Source organism: Bacillus sp. PS95, from assembly GCF_037963565.1.
Classification (GTDB): Bacteria; Bacillota; Bacilli; order Bacillales; family Bacillaceae; genus Bacillus; species Bacillus subtilis.
Genome location: NZ_CP150160.1, coordinates 987,171 through 1,003,735, shown reverse-complemented (window position 1 = coordinate 1,003,735; position 16,565 = coordinate 987,171). Strand labels below are relative to the sequence as shown.

The window sequence follows — 16,565 nt, the reverse complement described above, 5'->3', positions numbered from 1 at the left end:
AAAGCATTAAAGATAAATATGGGGTGTTATTTTGGATTCTCAAAAAAAGCTGACGTTTCCGTTAGCCGTCGGTTTATTTATATTCATGTTATGCATTATTATTTCTTGCTTATTCTTGCTTCATGTAGAACCTCATATCCCGCTGTTTTTAAGTGTTGTCATGCTTTCAGCAGCAGCTTTATGGTTTGGATTTCCCTGGAAGAGCATTGAAAAAGGGATTGTAGACGGGATCAAAAACGGCGTACAGCCGATTATCGTTCTAGCGCTGATCGGCATCTTAATCGGCGCCTGGATGTACAGTGGCGCCATACCGACTGTGACAGTTTATGCCCTATCCTTTATTGAACCAAGCCATCTTCTGTTGACTGCTTTGTTTTCATGTATGATCATCAGCACACTTGTTGGCTCAAGCCTGACAACTGTAAGCACAATCGGGGTAGCGCTGATCGGTGTATCGAGCGCCGCTGGCGTTCCGCTTGAATGGACAGCAGGCGCAGTCATATGCGGCGCTTGTTTTGGGGATAAAATGTCGCCGATGTCGGACACAACCAACTTTGCAGCCGGAATAGGCGAAATACCAATCTTTGAACACATTCGCCATATGATGGGCACAACCATTCCAGCTTTGCTCATCACTGTCGTTCTGTTTTACTTTCTCGGTTCATCAGTGTCAGCGGACGCTGCTTCAACCGATAATATTCAGCAGGTCATAACCGGAATAAAAGATGCTGCAAACGTGACACCGTGGGCCCTTCTTTCTCCGCTCTTAGTCGTTTTGCTGGCAATGAAACGGGTATCAGTAATCCCCGTTCTGACTGCCGGAATTATTTCCTCGGGAATTTTGACTGCTATTTTTGTACCCGACAGCAGCCTGCAGGCGTTTATGACAGCTTTGCAAAATGGCACAACTTTCGAAACTGACAATGAGGCAGCCGCTAAAATTATCAACAGAGGCGGATTGCAATCCATGATGGGCTCTGTCTCTCTCATTATGATTGCTTTTGCACTTGGCGGATTGATGGAGAAAATCGGATTGATTTCTGCACTATTGGAAGGCATCATGAAAGGCATCCGCTCAAAAGGCCGTCTAGTTGCAGCAACTGTCTGCTCAAGCATCGGCGTCAACTTGGCAACCGGTGAACAGTATTTATCGATATTAATACCGGGACAATCATTTAAATCCTTATATGACAAACAAAACATCCAGCGAAAATTTCTGACAAGGTCATTAGAGGACGGCGGAACATTAATTAACCCATTGATTCCTTGGGGCGTCAGCGGCGCATTTATGGCGAGCGCACTTGGTGTTCCAGTCATAGACTACATCCCGTTTACGTTCTTCCTCTATATATCGCCGATGATCTCCATTTTGATTGGATTTGTTAAAAAATAAAAAGAGCTCCGCTGTAAAAAGCGGGCTCTTTTCTTCGTTCATTTATGAATGCTAGCAGCCTGTTGAATGCTTTCTTGAAAAGCAGCCTGAAGCTGTTTGGTCACCGGTCCGGGTTTCCCGCTTCCGACCGATTGTCCATCGAGCGTCACAACCGGAATAATTTCTGCCGTCGTTGACGAAATAAAGATCTCTTCCGCCTGTTTCAACTCTTCTTCACTGACAGGAGTCTCATCCAGTTTGATCCCATTCTTCTCAATCAGTCCTAAAATATTCATCCGTGTAATTCCATTGAGAATGAGCCGGTTAGCCGGATGTGTTCGCACCGTGCCGTTGATAACCGCATAAACGTTAGAGGATGTACCCTCCGTAACAACGCCGTCCCTAAGTAAAATGGCTTCAAATGCTCCCGCTTCATAGGCCCTTTGCTTCGTCATGACATTATACAGTAAATTCAGACTTTTGATATCACATCTTAACCAGCGAAGATCCTCATCTGTAATGGCTGCCACTCCGTATGCCTGCTCTTGATCCGGTTTTTTCACCGTAAACGTATAAGCAGTAGTCTGCGGCTCGAGGCCGGCTTCATACTGGTGTTTTCGCGGGGCCACACCTCTTGTTGTCTGAATGTATACCGCTCCCTCACTGACCGCATTTTCCTGTACAAGCTTTTGCAGGTCCCACTCGAGATCTTCTATACTGAATGGCAGTGAAATTCCGATTTCAGCAGCACTTCTGAAAAAACGCTCTGCATGCTCACGTAAGCCGAACAATACTCCTTTGTACACCCTGATCACTTCATAGATGCCGTCACCAAACTGATAACCGCGATCTTCCAAATCGATTGATGCTTCACTGCGCCCAATCAGCCGGCCATTGACTAAAACCTTCATAAAAGCCCTCCCTTTTCGAGATGTCCCTGATGTCATTCAAGCTGTCATTGTCACTAATTCTACCATATTGGACAAGCTGAAAAACAGAAAGATCAAGAGATCTATAGCGGAAAGGAGTTTATTTTTTCCTTAAAATCTGACATTTCGACAAATTTTCTATGTGCTTTCCAGTTTTATTCCTGTATACTTGACTGGTAATACATAGGTTGTAAACATAAGGCATCTTCATAAGCTGCCTGCTGTACAGCATTATGTAGAGATTTTATGCCAATGGAGAGATTGTTATGCGACAAACGAGAGGAGAGGCTTCTCCTTCTGCAGTTTCGCTTGCTTTTAAATTTGCAAGTTTAGCAGTTTTATGTGTGCTGCTTTTGCTTATGGTGATTTTGGGTTATTCCAACAGTTCAACGAAAGCAAAGGAAGTCACTGTCACAACAAACGGCCAGCTTCGAGATGAGAAGGAAAGCCTTAAGCTGAAAAACGACTCCCCCGATCTCCTGATAAAACATCTGCAGACAAAGCAGAACATGGGAGATAAAACGGTTTACTTAACCTTCGACGACGGCCCTTCAGCCGTTACAACCCGCTTGCTCGACGTACTGAAAAGCGCTGATGTAAAAGCGACGTTTTTTATGCTGTCACCGCGGATGAACGAATTCAAGCAGGCTGTGAAAAGAGCAGAAAAGGAAGGCCACGCACTCGGTTTACATGGCGTTACCCACAATAACAGATTGTTCTATCAAACACCGACATCTCCGCTAAAAGAAATGCAGGAGGCGCGTGACACGCTGCAGGACATTACAGGATATAAAACCGATCTTGTCAGAACGCCATACGGAAGCAAGCCGTCACTAACCGCCTCACAAATTCGCAATCTGGAGAAAGATGGGTTTGTGTACTGGGATTGGACGATCGACAGCATGGACTGGAAATACCGGAATTCACAGTATGTGACCGCCGTATTACAGCAGCTTGAGAATATGGAACACAGCTCTTCAAGCCGCCCAAATGTAATTCTCATGCATGATCTTCCTGCTACTGTAAATGCGCTGCCGGTACTAATCAATAAATTAAAAGAAAAAGGCTATTCCTTCGGAGTGTTAGAGGACACAATGGTTCCTGTTCATGAATAAAAAAGTGAGGCGCATAAAGCGGCTCACTTTTTCATGCCCAAACTTCGGGCAAACTCGCCGATTTTTTGATGGATGACCATGTCAAACAAGCTGTCGCAATACGTTGGTTCAAGGTTTATGATGACTTTCTTCATGCCGGGAATCAGGCTTGCATCCTCAGGCACAAATCTAGCCGGAGCCACTTCGAGAGACGTGCCGATAACCAATAAAAGATCTGCTTGATCCAGCTTTTCATAAAGGGTGTCAAAGTGCATGACGGCATCGCCAAAGAGAACAACATCGGTTTTTAATACCGTTCCGCAAATGTCCCCATTGTTTCCGGCCGCCGTGCACTCCGGCACCTCCCGCTCCAGCAAATGGGGAAGATCATATCGGGCGCCGCATGCCGGACAAGCTGCTGTCTGGATAGAACCATGCAGTTCGTACACATGCCTGCTCCCCGCTTTTTTATGAAGACCGTCAATGTTTTGCGTGAAAATATCGACCTGCTTCCCTTGCTTCTCCAGCTCAGCTAAAAGCAAATGGCCTTCATTCGGTTCAAAGCTGCCGCTCATTTTCATCTGGAACAATTCTTTGAATTTGGGCCAAAACAGACGCGGATAACTTAAAAAATAATCAAGGCTCATCGCTTCCATTCTTGAGGCATCCTCCGTCCAAATGCCCCCTGCTGAACGAAAGTCGGGGATCCCTGATTCTGTGCTCATTCCCGCTCCGGTCAGCACAACAATTCTCTGTGCTTCATGTAGAATACTTTTGAATGTTTCCAACTCAACACCGCCTTTTTCTCTTATTTTACCATGAAAAAGACTCCGCCTCTGTCAGACGAAGTCTCTCTTTTAAGCCCGTTCCTTTTCCTCTTTATTTAGATTCACCTGGAATGGGTCGCTTTCGTGCTTTTGCTTGACAACAACCATTTGGCCGGGATATGCAAACTGAACGCCTTCTGCACCTAAAATCTCAATAATTTTATAGTTGATATCCTCTCTAATATTAAGGTTTTCAGCCCAAACCGTCGTTTTTGTATAGAAGTTAAAAAATAAATTGTAGTAGCTGTCGGCAAACGTATCAAAGTTGACCATGATTATTTCATTATCAACGCCCTCATGCTCTAAGAGCATTGTTCTGAGAGAATGAATGGAGCGTTCAAGGTTCTCAATCGGCGTAGCGTAGGACACATGGATGGAAAACGTAATCTGGCGTTTGGTCATTCTTGTCCAGTTCGTGATCGCTTCCATCGACAGCGTAGAGTTCGGCACCGTTACAAGCGCCCCCTGTGCTGTTCTGAATCTCGTGCTCCTAAAGGTAATATCCTCGACTGATCCTGTTACTGTCGACGTCTCCACCCAGTCACCAATTGTAAACGGCTTTTCAGTAATAATGATAATACCGCCGAAGAAGTTGCTGATGGTATCCTTCGCGGCAAGCGCAAAAGCCAGTCCGCCAAGACCAAGGCCCGCTACAAATCCGTTTACATCATAATTGAATTCCTGAGCGATCACACTGACACTGAGCGCAATGATCACAAAACGGAGCAATTTGGATAAAAACGGGGCCAGAATGTCATCCATGTCAAGCTCGAAGCGCTGGTTCACCTTATGGAAGATAAACGACGATGTTGCGGTCAAATTACAAAGACCCCAACACAAGAGCGCCACAATCAGTGAGCGGTATATTTTGCTGATGACCGGCATTTGCTCATCTAAAAACGGTGAATACCGGATCGCTAAAAACAGCCCAAGGGCAACAAAAAACCATCTGGCCGGCTTATCAAACGCCAGAACCACCTGTTTAAAAATTTCTGTTTTCGGCCGGTTTGTCAAATTAAAAAGCAGGTTAAAAAAATATCTTGTGAATAATTTTCTAAGTATAAGAAACACCAGCAAAATCGCCAAGCTGATGCCGATTTGTATGATGTTATCAAGCGTAAAATACTGCTGCAGATAATCCGGCATGACTGTCTCCCCTCTATCCCAATCAATTGTTTATTATACTAAAATATTCGTAAGGATGTTCATTTAAATGTCTTTTGCAGCACAAAACCCCGGCGAAACGCCGGGGTCATTTCTCAATTCATCTATCAGCCAGATTCAATAGGGACAGTCACTTACCTTTTTTCGTTTGTGTCTGATCAAGGAGAGTTGCTTTTTGCATTTCAGCATCCGTTTCGGCTTTAATTCTTTCCTCCACTCTGATTCTCCCTTTTCCCATGATCTCGCCTCCTTTTTTGCTATTATAAAGGATCATATTTTGTTGTGAACATGTCGAAAGACCTAATTTTCTGACGAAATGTGTTCTGATACGCTGAGTGTCTTTTTTTAGTTATACGCATTCCTCAGCCCGGACCATTCCGATATGGCAGAAAAAATTCACCAGTTTGTATCGCGGTGCATATATGGATTTGATACAATAACAGAAATGCCCATACGAGGAGCTGACTTAGCTTGTACATCATTGCCCATCGCGGAGCATCCGGCTACGCTCCGGAAAATACGATTGCCGCATTTGACCTTGCGGTGAAAATGAATGCAGATATGATCGAACTGGATGTCCAGCTTACAAAAGACAGGCAGATTGTTGTGATACACGATGACAGGGTTGACCGAACAACAAACGGATCGGGCTTTGTTAAGGATTTTACCTTGGAGGAATTGCAAAAACTCGATGCAGGAAGCTGGTACGGTCCCGCTTTTCAAGGAGAGCGTATTCCGACCCTGGAAGCGGTGCTCAAGCGCTACCACAAAAAAATCGGCCTTTTAATTGAACTAAAAGGCCATCCGTCTCAAGTCGGAATTGAAGAAGAGGTGGGACAGCTATTAGGACAATTTTCTTTTTCTATCAATAATATTGTTCAATCCTTTCAGTTCCGCTCCGTCCAAAGGTTCCGCGAGCTTTATCCTTCGATTCCGACAGCGGTCATTACAAGGCCCAACTTTGGCATGCTGTCCAGAAATCAGATGAAGGCCTTCCGCTCTTTTGCAAACTATGTCAATATAAAACACACACGGCTCAACCGTCTGATGATCAGCTCCGTCCATAAAAATGGCTTAAACATATTTGCATGGACTGTCAACAATCAAAAGACAGCGGCAAAATTACAAGCCATGGGCGTGGACGGCATCGTTACAGATTACCCGGATTTCATCATAAAGGATGGCAAACATGAAAATATATAGCACGGTTTTTATCGGAGGCGCGCTTGGCGCCTGCCTCCGATACGGATTAAACTTATGGATACACACCGGTCAGTTCCCGGCGGCAACCTGGCTGGAAAATGCGGCAGGCAGCCTTCTATTAGGCATTTTGACCGGATTTTTTATGATCGGGGCAAAACGGCCTCTGCTGTCGGCTTTTTTAGGCACCGGCTTTTGCGGAGGCTTCACAACAATGTCCACATTTTCTAAGGAAACAGTGATGCTTTTGCAAGGACAACCCTCATTGGCTCTTTTATATATGGCAGCCTCATTGATATCAGGGATCATATTTGCACTGATTGGTGTTTTTGCGGGACGGCGCATAGCAGGCATTCAGCAAAGAAAGGGGCTGCAGGAAAGATGACACTAGCGGGTATTTTCATAGGGGGCGGACTTGGCGCAATGCTTCGCTTCTGGCTTGGCAATGTCATAACCGCCAAAACCAAAGGTCTCAGCCTGCCCATTGGCATACTGACAGTCAATATTCTCGGAGCTCTCGGGCTCGGAATATTTACAGGACTTCACGTTGCAAATGCTTCGGTCTCGCTTATCATCGGCACGGGGTTTTTTGGCGCCTTTACGACCTTTTCCACCTTCAGCGTTGAAACTATTCAACTCCTTATGGCCAAACGTGTAATAGAAAGCATCTTGTACATCGCCCTGACACTTTGCGGATCGCTTTTGGCATTTTGGTGCGGCTGGACAATCACAATGTAAAAAAACCTTGAGCTTATTTCTCGCTCAAGGTTGCACTGTTCAGCATCACAGGATCGGGCAGCGGCAGCTTGTGGTGCGCCGTAATCCCGGTTGTGTTGCCGGCTTCTTCTTTTATATCGATTTGCTTGATTAATCGGCCGTCCATCTTCAGCACCTTTATCGTATATGAACCGATGCGAATGGATTCACCAGCCTCAATATCGATGTTTTCTTTTAATATCAGCCCGCCGATCGTATCGACGTCTTCTTGAATCGATGCGCCAAGAAGGCTGTTCACCTGATCGATCCGAACCTTTCCATCCATCACATAATGGCCGTCGCCAAGCTTTTGGATCAGCGGCTGTTCATCTTCATCAAATTCATCTCTGATCTCTCCGACAATTTCCTCAAGAATATCCTCTGTCGTCACAAGTCCCGAGGTTCCTCCGTATTCATCCGACAATATTGCCATATGAATGCGCTCGCGCTGCATTTTAATCAGCAAGTCATGAACCGGGATCGTTTCAATCACTTCGATGACCGGCCTCACATACGGATGGATCGTCATCTTCATTCGTTCTTCTTCTGTCATAAACAGCAAATCAGAAAACAAATGCTTCGTATTGACCAAACCGATCACACTGTCTTTGTCTCCATCTGTGACTGGCCAGCGCGTGTATTTTTCCTTCAGCATGACTTCAAGCATCTCGGCCATCGTCATCTCAGTTGACACAGCAGCCATTTCCTTCCGCGGTATCATAATTTCTTTGGCGATCCGATTATCAAATTCAAAAATCTTATTCACATATTTATATTCAGACGGATTAATCTCTCCGTTTTTTAAACTCTCAGATAACAGCATCCTGAGTTCTTCCTCAGAATGGGAACCATCATGTTCTGACGCAGGCTTCAAACCGAACATCCCGCATAAAAACCGCGCCGATCCATTGAGGATCCAAATAAACGGAAACAGGAGCAAATAGAATAAACGCAAAGGGCCCGCTATCAGTAAAGTCAGCTGTTCTGCCTTTTGAATCGCGACCGTTTTCGGGGCCAGTTCACCTACAACAACGTGCAGGAACGTGATCAAGCCGTACGCGACTGCAAAAGAGGCTGCATGTGAAACCGAGTCTGGCAAGCCGAGCGGTTCAAACAGTGGATGCAGCAGCCGTTCAAAGGCCGGCTCACCCAGTACGCCAAGCCCGATTGATGTCAATGTAATGCCTAGCTGGGATGCGGATAAATATTCATCCAAATCTGTAATGACACGCCTTGCGAGTATCGCCCGTTTGTTTCCTTCTGTGATAAGCTGATCTATTCTGGATCTCCTTACTCTAACAATCGCAAACTCGCTTGCAACGAAAAACGCGGTTAAAGCAATGAGCACACCAATTAAAATCAGACTGTCAATATCGTCCATTTAACCCTATCCTCTCAACAAAGGATAAGGAGTCACCTCCTGATATAATCATTTTTCCTTAACATTGAGGTACGCGGTGTATTGTTGCCTAAGCAGCGGGCCCCATCATACCACCTCCAAAAGTCAAAGTTTGATTATAAATTGTATATTTTATTGTAACACAACTCATTCCAAAAATGATTTTTAATTTTTAGACTTTTATCATGAAGAAAGACTTAACTGCATGCCTGCTTGTCAATTCTGCGCCTGTCTGGATTGGAAGAGGAAGGATTTTGCGGATATAAAAAGAAAACAGCCTTGAAAACTGTTTTCTTTTCTTTTCTTTGCCTTCTTAAGCAAAATCTTTATATAAAGAAATGAAAATGTCCCGTGAGTTTTTAATCTGCTCGATCGGCACACTGAAGGATAATCGGAAATGCCCGCTCATTCCAAAACCGCTGCTCGGCACAATTAATAATTTGTATTTTTGGGCGGCATGCACACAAAATGCAACTTCATCTTCAATCGGCGATTTCGGAAAAACAAAGAAACCTCCCTTTGGCATTTCAAACTCAAAACCGGCTTCTTTTAAAATGTCTACCATTAAATCCCGGCGCTCTTTATAAGCGCTCGCGTCTACTCTTAAATCATCCATTCGTGCCACAGCCCGCTGCATCATGACAGGGGCATTCACAAATCCAAGCGTTCGATTACAATACACAAAAGCGTTGATCAAAAGGTCCGCATCCTGCATTCGGCTGTCCAATCCGATATACCCGAGCCGCTCCCCGGCTATGCCGAGATCTTTACTGAATGAGCTGGCCAATATCACACGATGGTACGATTGAAACGGATTTGCCAGCTCTTCATCATAGATTAATTGACTGTACGGTTCATCAAACAGCACATAAATCCTCTGGCCGCTCTTCTCTTCTATTTCTTTTAATAAAGCGCCTAAATCGTCTATATTTTTCTGGCTGAGAACCGTGCCTGTGGGGTTATGCGGTGTATTGAGGATCAGCCCTTTCGTCTGTGGAGTGATCGATTGCCTTACCGCATCAATGTCGATCTCAAACCGGCCTGTCAACGGGCAGCTGACGGCCTTTCCCCCGTAGTTCTCAATATACAACTTATATTCAGCAAAATAAGGTGCGAGAATAATGACCTCTTCCCCAGGGTTTACGATGCTTTTTAACGCAACATTCAAAGCGCCTCCCGCGCCCACCGTCATGACGATACGCTCCGCTGAGAAATCAGCTTCAAAACGCGACCCCAGAAATTGCGCGACTTTTTCTCTCGCTGCAGGAAGCCCTTGGTTTTGTATGTATCCGTGGCTGCCTTTTTCAGCTTCCTCTATTAACGCTCTCTTAAAAGCTTCAGGCGGTTCAACAATCGGGTTGCCGAGTGAAAAATCAAATACCTGGTCTTCCCCGAACTCCTTCTTCAGCCTTGCACCTTCATCAAACAGCTTGCGAATCCATGATCCTTTATTTAAGTTTTCTTCAACTTCCCGGGATAACCCAGCCAATTTCATCTGTCCCTTCCGCATATAAAAAATTTGAAAATTCTATCTTCCTATGTTACTTCAATCAGATGATGAATTCCACAACTTCCAATTCCGGTCTGAAAAAAACAATAAACTTGTGCAAGACACCGTTCATATATTAAACTATTCTCATAACTATAACGTGATGGTTGGGAGGGATATAGATGGGGCTGAGACTTATCGCATCAGTGAACTAGCGGCACTCGCCGGAGTAACGAAACGGACAGTTGATTATTATACGAATCTCGGTCTGCTTACGCCGGCCAGATCCTGTTCAAATTACCGTTACTACGACGAAAATGCACTCAAACGACTTATATTTATTGTAGATTGCAAGAAGCAGCGATTGGCCCTGTCCGATATTAAAGATCGACTGGAGAACCAGTTTCCCTCTTCAGCTAAACTTGATGATGAAATTGGAAATCTGGCATTAGAAATTGATCATATGAATCAAAACATCTCCGGAATCTTGCATCGGTTTGAACGGCTGAAGCCCGAGGATCGTGACAAGCTGAAAAGCAAACTCCCGCCTGAAAAGCTCGCCGTGTTCCAATCATTTATGCTGCTGTTAAGTTAAAACCATTTTATCTAACAGGAGGTGTTACCTTCATTCTCATTGCTAGAGTGAAGGTTCTAATTGGACATAGTGAATTTGATTTTAGTTGCTGTTTTAATCGCCCTGACGGCATTTTTCGTGGCATCTGAGTTTGCCATTATCAGAATCAGAGGCTCACGGATCGATCAGCTGATCGCGGAAGGAAATAAAGCAGCAATAGCCGTAAAAAAAGTGACCACGCATCTTGATGAATATTTATCTGCGTGTCAGCTCGGAATTACATTGACTTCCATCGGATTAGGGGTTTTAGGTGAATCAACGATTGAAAGGCTGCTTCACCCGCTTTTCGTCCAAATGAACGTTCCAGGTTCCCTTTCACATGTCATATCGTTTATTTTTGCGTATGCCATTATCACGTTCTTACACGTTGTTGTCGGAGAACTTGCACCTAAAACAGTCGCTATCCAAAAGGCGGAAGCAGTGTCTATGCTGTTTGCGAAACCGCTGATTTGGTTTTACCGCATCGCGTTCCCATTCATTTGGCTTTTGAACAATTCCGCACGGTTATTGACCAAAGCATTTGGCCTGGAGACCGTTTCAGAAAACGAACTGGCTCACTCAGAAGAAGAACTGCGAATCATTTTGTCTGAAAGCTATAAAAGCGGTGAAATCAACCAATCAGAGTTTAAATATGTGAATAAAATCTTTGAATTTGACGACAGGCTCGCGAAAGAAATTATGATTCCGCGGACCGAAATTGTCAGCCTTCCGCATGATATCAAGATTTCTGAAATGATGGACATCATTCAGATTGAAAAATATACCCGCTACCCTGTGGAAGAGGGCGATAAAGATAACATTATCGGGGTTATTAACATTAAAGAAGTGCTGACAGCCTGCATAAGCGGTGAGGTATCTGTTGATTCCACCATTTCTCAATTCGTCAACCCGATCATTCATGTCATTGAATCTGCGCCAATCCAAGACCTGCTTGTCAAAATGCAAAAAGAGAGGGTCCACATGGCCATTTTGTCTGATGAATACGGCGGTACTGCCGGGCTTGTGACGGTTGAGGACATCATTGAGGAAATTGTCGGTGAAATCCGCGACGAATTTGATATTGATGAAATTAGCGAAATCCGCAAAATCGGCGAAGGCCATTATATTCTTGACGGAAAAGTGTTAATTGACCAAGTAAACGACCTGCTAGGCATTCATTTAGAGAACGAAGAAGTCGACACAATCGGCGGCTGGTTCCTTACTCAAAAATACGATGTTGAAAAAGATGATTCCATCATCGAAGAGGGCTGCGAATTCATCATTAATGAAATTGACGGCCACCACGTGGCATATATTGAAGTGAAAAAGCTTCAAGAAGAAGAACTTCTGGAGACAGCTAACCAGCAGGAAGCATAATAAGAAAAGCACCTTGTATAAGGTGCTTTTCTTATTTTCACAGTTCAGGGCAATCTCTCAGAACGCCTTATAGCTGATCAAGTTTATTCTCTAGTTCTTTAATCCGCTGATTCAAAGCCTCTGTCATTGCTGCAAGTCTTTCCTTTGAAGGCAGGTGGGCAAAATCAGCCTGGTGAAGAGGCTCACCGATAATCAGCTTCATTTTTCCTTTTTTGAATAACTCTTTTCCGCTTGAAGGGCCCTGATATGCAGCGGGGACAAGCGGCGCTTTCCCCATTTGCGCAATCGTCACCGCACCTCTTTTCAAAGGCACATCCTCAGAGGTTCTTGTTCCGCTTGGGAAGATACCGACGATCTCTCCTTCTTTCAGCAGCTTAATCGGCGTTTTAATACTGCTTGGCCCGGGATTTTCCCGATCTACCGGAAAGGCATGAATTTTCTTCAGAAACGAACCGATCCATTTATTTTGAAAAAGCTCTTTTTTCGCCATGTAGTGTATTTGATAAGGAAGAATCCCGACTCCGAGTGTAATCACATCAACCCAGCCGGAATGTGTACACGCGATGACAAAACCTGAATCGGCCGGAAGGTTTTCTTTGTTATACACCTTCACTCCTCCGCGAAGAGAAAGAATAACTTTTAAAGCATTTGCACAAAACTTATACATATCGCACTTCCTTTGTCGTAATCAATGATTCTTTCTGTCATCTATTATAACAACATTTTTTATTACCTGGTACTAATTTTTAAGATTTCTCCCGTTAAAACGCCAAAAAGCTGAGGATTCGCCCTCAGCTTTTGTTATATTTCCTCTCTGGTCGGCGGGGCCATAAACTCCGGTCCGACAGGGTCTGATATCGTATTTTCCAATATAGTATTGATATCTTTCTGATCTTCACTGTTCAGCGTCCAGCCTGTAATCTCAGATAGGGCCTCAAGCTGCCCAGGCTTTCTTGCCCCCCAAAGAGCGATATCCGCTCCCGGCTGATCTAAGATCCATCTGACAGCCAAGTGAATCACTGATTTTCCATAACGTGTCTTCGCCAGCTTATCCAATTGATTGACAGCAGAAAGATACTCTTTAAAGCGGGGCTTCTGGAATTTTGGATCGTGATTACGCAGATCATCGCCCTCAAATGTATACTCTTCGGTCATTTTGCCTGTTAACAGCCCTCTGCATAAACTGCCGTATAATAATGTTGTTATCTTGTTATCTTTCGCATAAGGAAGGACACTCTCTTCCATCTCTCTTTCAAACAGATTATATGGAGGCTGAATCGTATGGAGAGGTGCGACGGCGCGAAATGTATCCATTTGCTCAATTGAAAAATTGCTGACGCCAATCGCCCGGATTTTTCCCGCATCATATAATTCCTTCATGACTTCAGCCGTTTCTTCAATTGGCACAAGCGGATCGGGCCAATGCACCTGATAAAGATCAATATAGTCTGTTTGAAGCCGCTTCAAAGAATTCTCAACTTCCTCTACAATTCTCGCTCTGTTCGCATGGCGGAACAGCTGGTTGTTCTTCCAGTCCAGAGCCGTTTTCGTTGCGAGAATCACCTGGTCTCTTTTGCCGTACTCTTTGATTGCCTTTCCGACGATTTCCTCGGACTGCCCGAAGCCGTAAGCCGGCGCGGTGTCAATCATTGTAATCCCCTGATCAAGAGCGGCTCGGATTGTTTCAATCGATGTTTTTTCATCAGTGCCTCCCCACATCGTTCCGCCAATGGCCCATGTGCCGAGGCCGATTCTGGAGGCTTCTATTCCTGTATCTGCTATACTGGTATATTCCATTGTGCCACTCCTTCACTTTTTCACTATCTTTTCCCCTCTGGAAAAAATGTTAAACATTTCTCCGCACTATCTTTTGCGGGCATTTTTGGGTACTATATAGTAATGGTGTTTGATTAGGTATAAAAAAGCCGTTTGCATGTAATGTGCAACTTTAAACCTTTCTTATGCGTGTATAACATAGAGGGGAGAAAAGGCAGTGACGATCGATGAAATTTACCAAATGTACATGAATGATGTTTACAGGTTCCTGCTCTCCATGACAAAAGACAAGCATCTTGCTGAAGACTTACTGCAGGAAACCTTTATGCGGGCATACATACACATTCACTCCTATGATCACAGCAAAGTAAAGCCCTGGCTTTTTCAAGTGGCGCGAAACGCCTTCATTGATTACGTCAGAAAGCATAAGAAAGAAGTAACCATTTCTGATGACTTAATCGGAAGCCTCTTTCAAAATGCTGTTCAAAGTCCTGCCCATCAGGTAGAGATAAAGGAAGTGCTGACTGGTTATATGTCCGAGCTCCCCGATAATTATCGGGAGGCCTTAACGCTATATTATTTAAAAGAGTTAAACTACAAAGAAGCATCCCATATTATGAATATTTCAGAGGCGAATTTTAAAAGTGTTTTATTTCGTGCCAGACAGCGGCTGAAAGCACTTTATAATAGAGGTGTTAATGATGAATGAAGAATTTAAAAAGCGTTTTGATCAATATAAAAATGGGGAAATGAGCGACCAGGAAATGACTGCATTTGAGGAAGAACTTGAGAAGCTTGAAGTATATCAGGAACTGATTGACAGCGAACTAGAGGACGATAACGATTGGGATCTCAGCATCAGTCCTGAAAAACAAAAAGCGATTTTAGCCTACGGCAAACGCAAGTCTTATTTGCGAATTTCTGTGCTTGCCGTCATTTCGACATTGATGATTTTGCCGCTTTGTACGCTGGGAAGCTACCTCTATTACGGAATGGGTGGAAAACACAGCACCGGCAATGAGTTTATGGAAACTGCCGCAGTCACTGTAGCCCTGACCATGCCGAATGTTCTTGTTGATACTTCCGGACTGAAAAGCCAAGTGAAGCTATTTGGAATGAATACGGAATTCCCGCTGCAAAAGCAGATTGGCACGAAGACGGCTGCCGTAGGGAATGAACGGGTTGAAATGTTTTATAACAAAGTAAAAGCGCCGGCAGTAAACTACTATGACTTAGAAGTGAATAAAACCGGCCATTACTTTACACATCCTTCAAACAAGTCTGAACAAACGACCGCAAAAGCAGAAAAAACGTTAAGCACATTGCCTGAAGGAACGGTATCAGAGGTCTACCTTTCATATGACCGTGCATATCCGACAAAAGACGTGTATAACAAATTCAAAGGCTATGATGTGAGCTTTTTGTGGAACGCAATCGAAACAGAGAAAAACACAAATAAGACAGCTTCCACAGAACCTCTTGGCTATCCTGGAAAGGATTCAAAGTTCCTGGCCGCCCTTAATACAAAAGGCAAGTCGAATGGCGATCAGTTTATCAACGCCCTGAAATTCATGTCCAAACACGAAAAATGGGCTCAGGTCATTTCAAAACGGAAAGACCTGAATGTAGATAACCGATTAGATTATGTAGAGAAAAACGGTGTCAATGTATACGGTTCGGTCGTTACAGGGCCAACCAAGGAAATCCAGCGAATGCTGAAAAATAAATCTGTAAAATCAGCGAATGTCGGCGAGGTGGAATTATGGAACTGGTAAGAATTTTTAAAGAACACAATGTATTCGGCTGGATCTCTGTCGGGACAGCGGTTCTGTCCCTGCTGTTGCTGAATTTGGCCATTATCAGCAACGTCACGTTTTATTCCTATCAAATGCTTCCGTTCGCCATGGCTGCCGTTCCGTTCGGCGTTGTTGAACTCTTCATCAAGAGAGGGCGCACAGGTCCAGGCCTGCTCGGCGTCATCCTTAATCTCTTTGTAATTATTTGTGTGTATACCATTGTATCTGTAGATACGAATTTACAGTTTGGCTTTTAAAAAAGACGCCTTTTCAGGCGTCTTTTTTTCATTACACCGGTTTTTGGAACAAATAACTTTCTATAGTAAAACCCATTTTATCTGTATAAAATCGATGTGCGTCTTTACGCTGAAGGCCAGATGAAAGACTGACAAAACCAAGTCCGGCTTTTCTCGCCCAGTCTGAGGCATAATCCAAAAGCATTTTGCCGTATCCCTTTGATCGGCAAGGTGCCGTTGTAACAAGATCCGCAATCCACAAGTGCTCTCCTTTATGAATGGAAACTCTCGGCAGAGCCCCGCACAGCGCTCTGATTGCTGTATCTTCATATAAGGCAAACAGCATATACGATTCTTTCTGCACACAGGCTTCAAGCCTTTGTAAATACGTCTCTATATCCAGTTCTGTTCTCAATTCACTCATAATCGGATACGACTCAGCCCATTCTTCTTTCGAGGTTAATTGTTTCATATGGATCATCTTCTCAATCCCCTTTCCTTTCGTTACAATGATCATAGCTAATAAATGGCATTTGC

General features: G+C 44.2%; 19 protein-coding genes. 10 read left to right on the top strand and 9 right to left on the bottom strand.

Features of this window, described 5'->3' with window-relative positions; translation table 11 throughout:
- The first annotated feature begins 31 nt into the window (after nt 1-31).
- A complete protein-coding gene (nhaC, locus tag NSQ12_RS05225; protein WP_339176097.1) occupies nt 32-1,393 on the top strand; it encodes a Na+/H+ antiporter NhaC in 1,362 nt (453 codons plus the stop codon).
- A gap of 38 nt (nt 1,394-1,431) precedes the next feature.
- Here the strand turns inward: nhaC and dat are convergent, their stop codons facing one another.
- Nucleotides 1,432-2,283: a D-amino-acid transaminase gene (dat, locus tag NSQ12_RS05220; protein ID WP_110109605.1), complete on the bottom strand. Its 852-nt coding sequence runs from the start codon at nt 2,281-2,283 to the stop codon at nt 1,432-1,434.
- A 284-nt stretch (nt 2,284-2,567) separates the two neighbouring features.
- Between dat and NSQ12_RS05215 the strand changes: the two genes are divergently transcribed.
- Nucleotides 2,568-3,416 (top strand): polysaccharide deacetylase family protein, encoded by an 849-nt coding sequence (locus tag NSQ12_RS05215; RefSeq protein ID WP_003245705.1) that lies wholly within the window; start codon nt 2,568-2,570, stop codon nt 3,414-3,416.
- Nucleotides 3,417-3,439: 23 nt separating this feature from the next.
- Here the strand turns inward: NSQ12_RS05215 and srtN are convergent, their stop codons facing one another.
- The 3 genes from srtN to NSQ12_RS05200 all read right to left on the bottom strand — a co-directional run bounded on the left by srtN (nt 3,440) and on the right by NSQ12_RS05200 (nt 5,624).
- Nucleotides 3,440-4,183: a sirtuin NAD-dependent deacetylase gene (gene srtN, locus NSQ12_RS05210; protein WP_003233309.1), complete on the bottom strand. Its 744-nt coding sequence runs from the start codon at nt 4,181-4,183 to the stop codon at nt 3,440-3,442.
- Between the two features lie 69 nt (nt 4,184-4,252).
- Nucleotides 4,253-5,368, bottom strand: a complete 1,116-nt coding sequence (gene mscY / locus NSQ12_RS05205) for a small-conductance mechanosensitive channel protein MscY (RefSeq protein ID WP_069322485.1) — start codon at nt 5,366-5,368, stop codon at nt 4,253-4,255.
- A gap of 148 nt (nt 5,369-5,516) precedes the next feature.
- Complete coding sequence (locus NSQ12_RS05200) at nt 5,517-5,624, bottom strand: YhdX family protein (RefSeq protein WP_009966908.1); 108 nt, start codon at nt 5,622-5,624, stop codon at nt 5,517-5,519.
- A 233-nt stretch (nt 5,625-5,857) separates the two neighbouring features.
- Here NSQ12_RS05200 and NSQ12_RS05195 point away from each other — a divergent pair, with 233 nt between their 5' ends.
- Genes NSQ12_RS05195 through crcB form a run of 3 tightly spaced genes read left to right on the top strand, consistent with a single transcriptional unit; the run spans nt 5,858 to nt 7,324 of the window.
- Nucleotides 5,858-6,589, top strand: a complete 732-nt coding sequence (locus NSQ12_RS05195; RefSeq protein ID WP_339176094.1) for a glycerophosphodiester phosphodiesterase family protein — start codon at nt 5,858-5,860, stop codon at nt 6,587-6,589.
- A complete protein-coding gene (locus NSQ12_RS05190) occupies nt 6,576-6,971 on the top strand; it encodes a CrcB family protein (RefSeq protein WP_033883038.1) in 396 nt (131 codons plus the stop codon). Before NSQ12_RS05195 ends, NSQ12_RS05190 begins: the two co-directional genes overlap by 14 nt.
- Entirely contained in the window at nt 6,968-7,324 is a 357-nt protein-coding gene (gene crcB, locus NSQ12_RS05185; RefSeq protein ID WP_015252464.1) for a fluoride efflux transporter CrcB, read from the top strand. Before NSQ12_RS05190 ends, crcB begins: the two co-directional genes overlap by 4 nt.
- A gap of 13 nt (nt 7,325-7,337) precedes the next feature.
- On the opposite strand, the gene NSQ12_RS05180 is transcribed toward crcB, so the two are convergent.
- The gene (locus NSQ12_RS05180; protein ID WP_033883036.1) at nt 7,338-8,723 is read right to left on the bottom strand and encodes a hemolysin family protein; all 1,386 of its coding nucleotides are present in this window, start codon (nt 8,721-8,723) and stop codon (nt 7,338-7,340) included.
- A 331-nt stretch (nt 8,724-9,054) separates the two neighbouring features.
- Nucleotides 9,055-10,236: a pyridoxal phosphate-dependent aminotransferase gene (locus tag NSQ12_RS05175; RefSeq protein ID WP_033883034.1), complete on the bottom strand. Its 1,182-nt coding sequence runs from the start codon at nt 10,234-10,236 to the stop codon at nt 9,055-9,057.
- Between the two features lie 157 nt (nt 10,237-10,393).
- Here NSQ12_RS05175 and cueR point away from each other — a divergent pair, with 157 nt between their 5' ends.
- Nucleotides 10,394-10,825, top strand: coding sequence for a Cu(I)-responsive transcriptional regulator (gene cueR, locus NSQ12_RS05170; RefSeq protein ID WP_010886460.1), 432 nt, complete (start codon nt 10,394-10,396; stop codon nt 10,823-10,825).
- Nucleotides 10,826-10,885: 60 nt separating this feature from the next.
- A complete protein-coding gene (locus NSQ12_RS05165; RefSeq protein ID WP_009966903.1) occupies nt 10,886-12,220 on the top strand; it encodes a hemolysin family protein in 1,335 nt (444 codons plus the stop codon).
- 67 nt (nt 12,221-12,287) lie between these two features.
- On the opposite strand, the gene NSQ12_RS05160 is transcribed toward NSQ12_RS05165, so the two are convergent.
- Complete coding sequence (locus tag NSQ12_RS05160) at nt 12,288-12,887, bottom strand: 1-acylglycerol-3-phosphate O-acyltransferase (RefSeq protein ID WP_003233335.1); 600 nt, start codon at nt 12,885-12,887, stop codon at nt 12,288-12,290.
- A gap of 134 nt (nt 12,888-13,021) precedes the next feature.
- Nucleotides 13,022-14,017: an aldo/keto reductase AkrN gene (gene akrN / locus NSQ12_RS05155; RefSeq protein WP_003233337.1), complete on the bottom strand. Its 996-nt coding sequence runs from the start codon at nt 14,015-14,017 to the stop codon at nt 13,022-13,024.
- 196 nt (nt 14,018-14,213) lie between these two features.
- On the opposite strand from akrN, the gene sigM reads away from it, so the two are divergent.
- From sigM to NSQ12_RS05140, 3 genes are read left to right on the top strand one after another with little or no spacing between them, the layout of a single operon-like run.
- The gene (gene sigM / locus NSQ12_RS05150; protein WP_003224177.1) at nt 14,214-14,705 is read left to right on the top strand and encodes an RNA polymerase sigma factor SigM; all 492 of its coding nucleotides are present in this window, start codon (nt 14,214-14,216) and stop codon (nt 14,703-14,705) included.
- Nucleotides 14,695-15,771 (top strand): anti-sigma factor, encoded by a 1,077-nt coding sequence (locus NSQ12_RS05145; protein WP_010886459.1) that lies wholly within the window; start codon nt 14,695-14,697, stop codon nt 15,769-15,771. The genes sigM and NSQ12_RS05145 overlap by 11 nt, the downstream gene beginning before the upstream one ends.
- Entirely contained in the window at nt 15,759-16,049 is a 291-nt protein-coding gene (locus tag NSQ12_RS05140) for an anti-sigma-M factor (protein WP_003233341.1), read from the top strand. Before NSQ12_RS05145 ends, NSQ12_RS05140 begins: the two co-directional genes overlap by 13 nt.
- Nucleotides 16,050-16,080: 31 nt before the next feature.
- On the opposite strand, the gene NSQ12_RS05135 is transcribed toward NSQ12_RS05140, so the two are convergent.
- A complete protein-coding gene (locus NSQ12_RS05135; protein ID WP_015252470.1) occupies nt 16,081-16,509 on the bottom strand; it encodes a GNAT family N-acetyltransferase in 429 nt (142 codons plus the stop codon).
- Between the last annotated feature and the right edge of the window lie 56 nt (nt 16,510-16,565).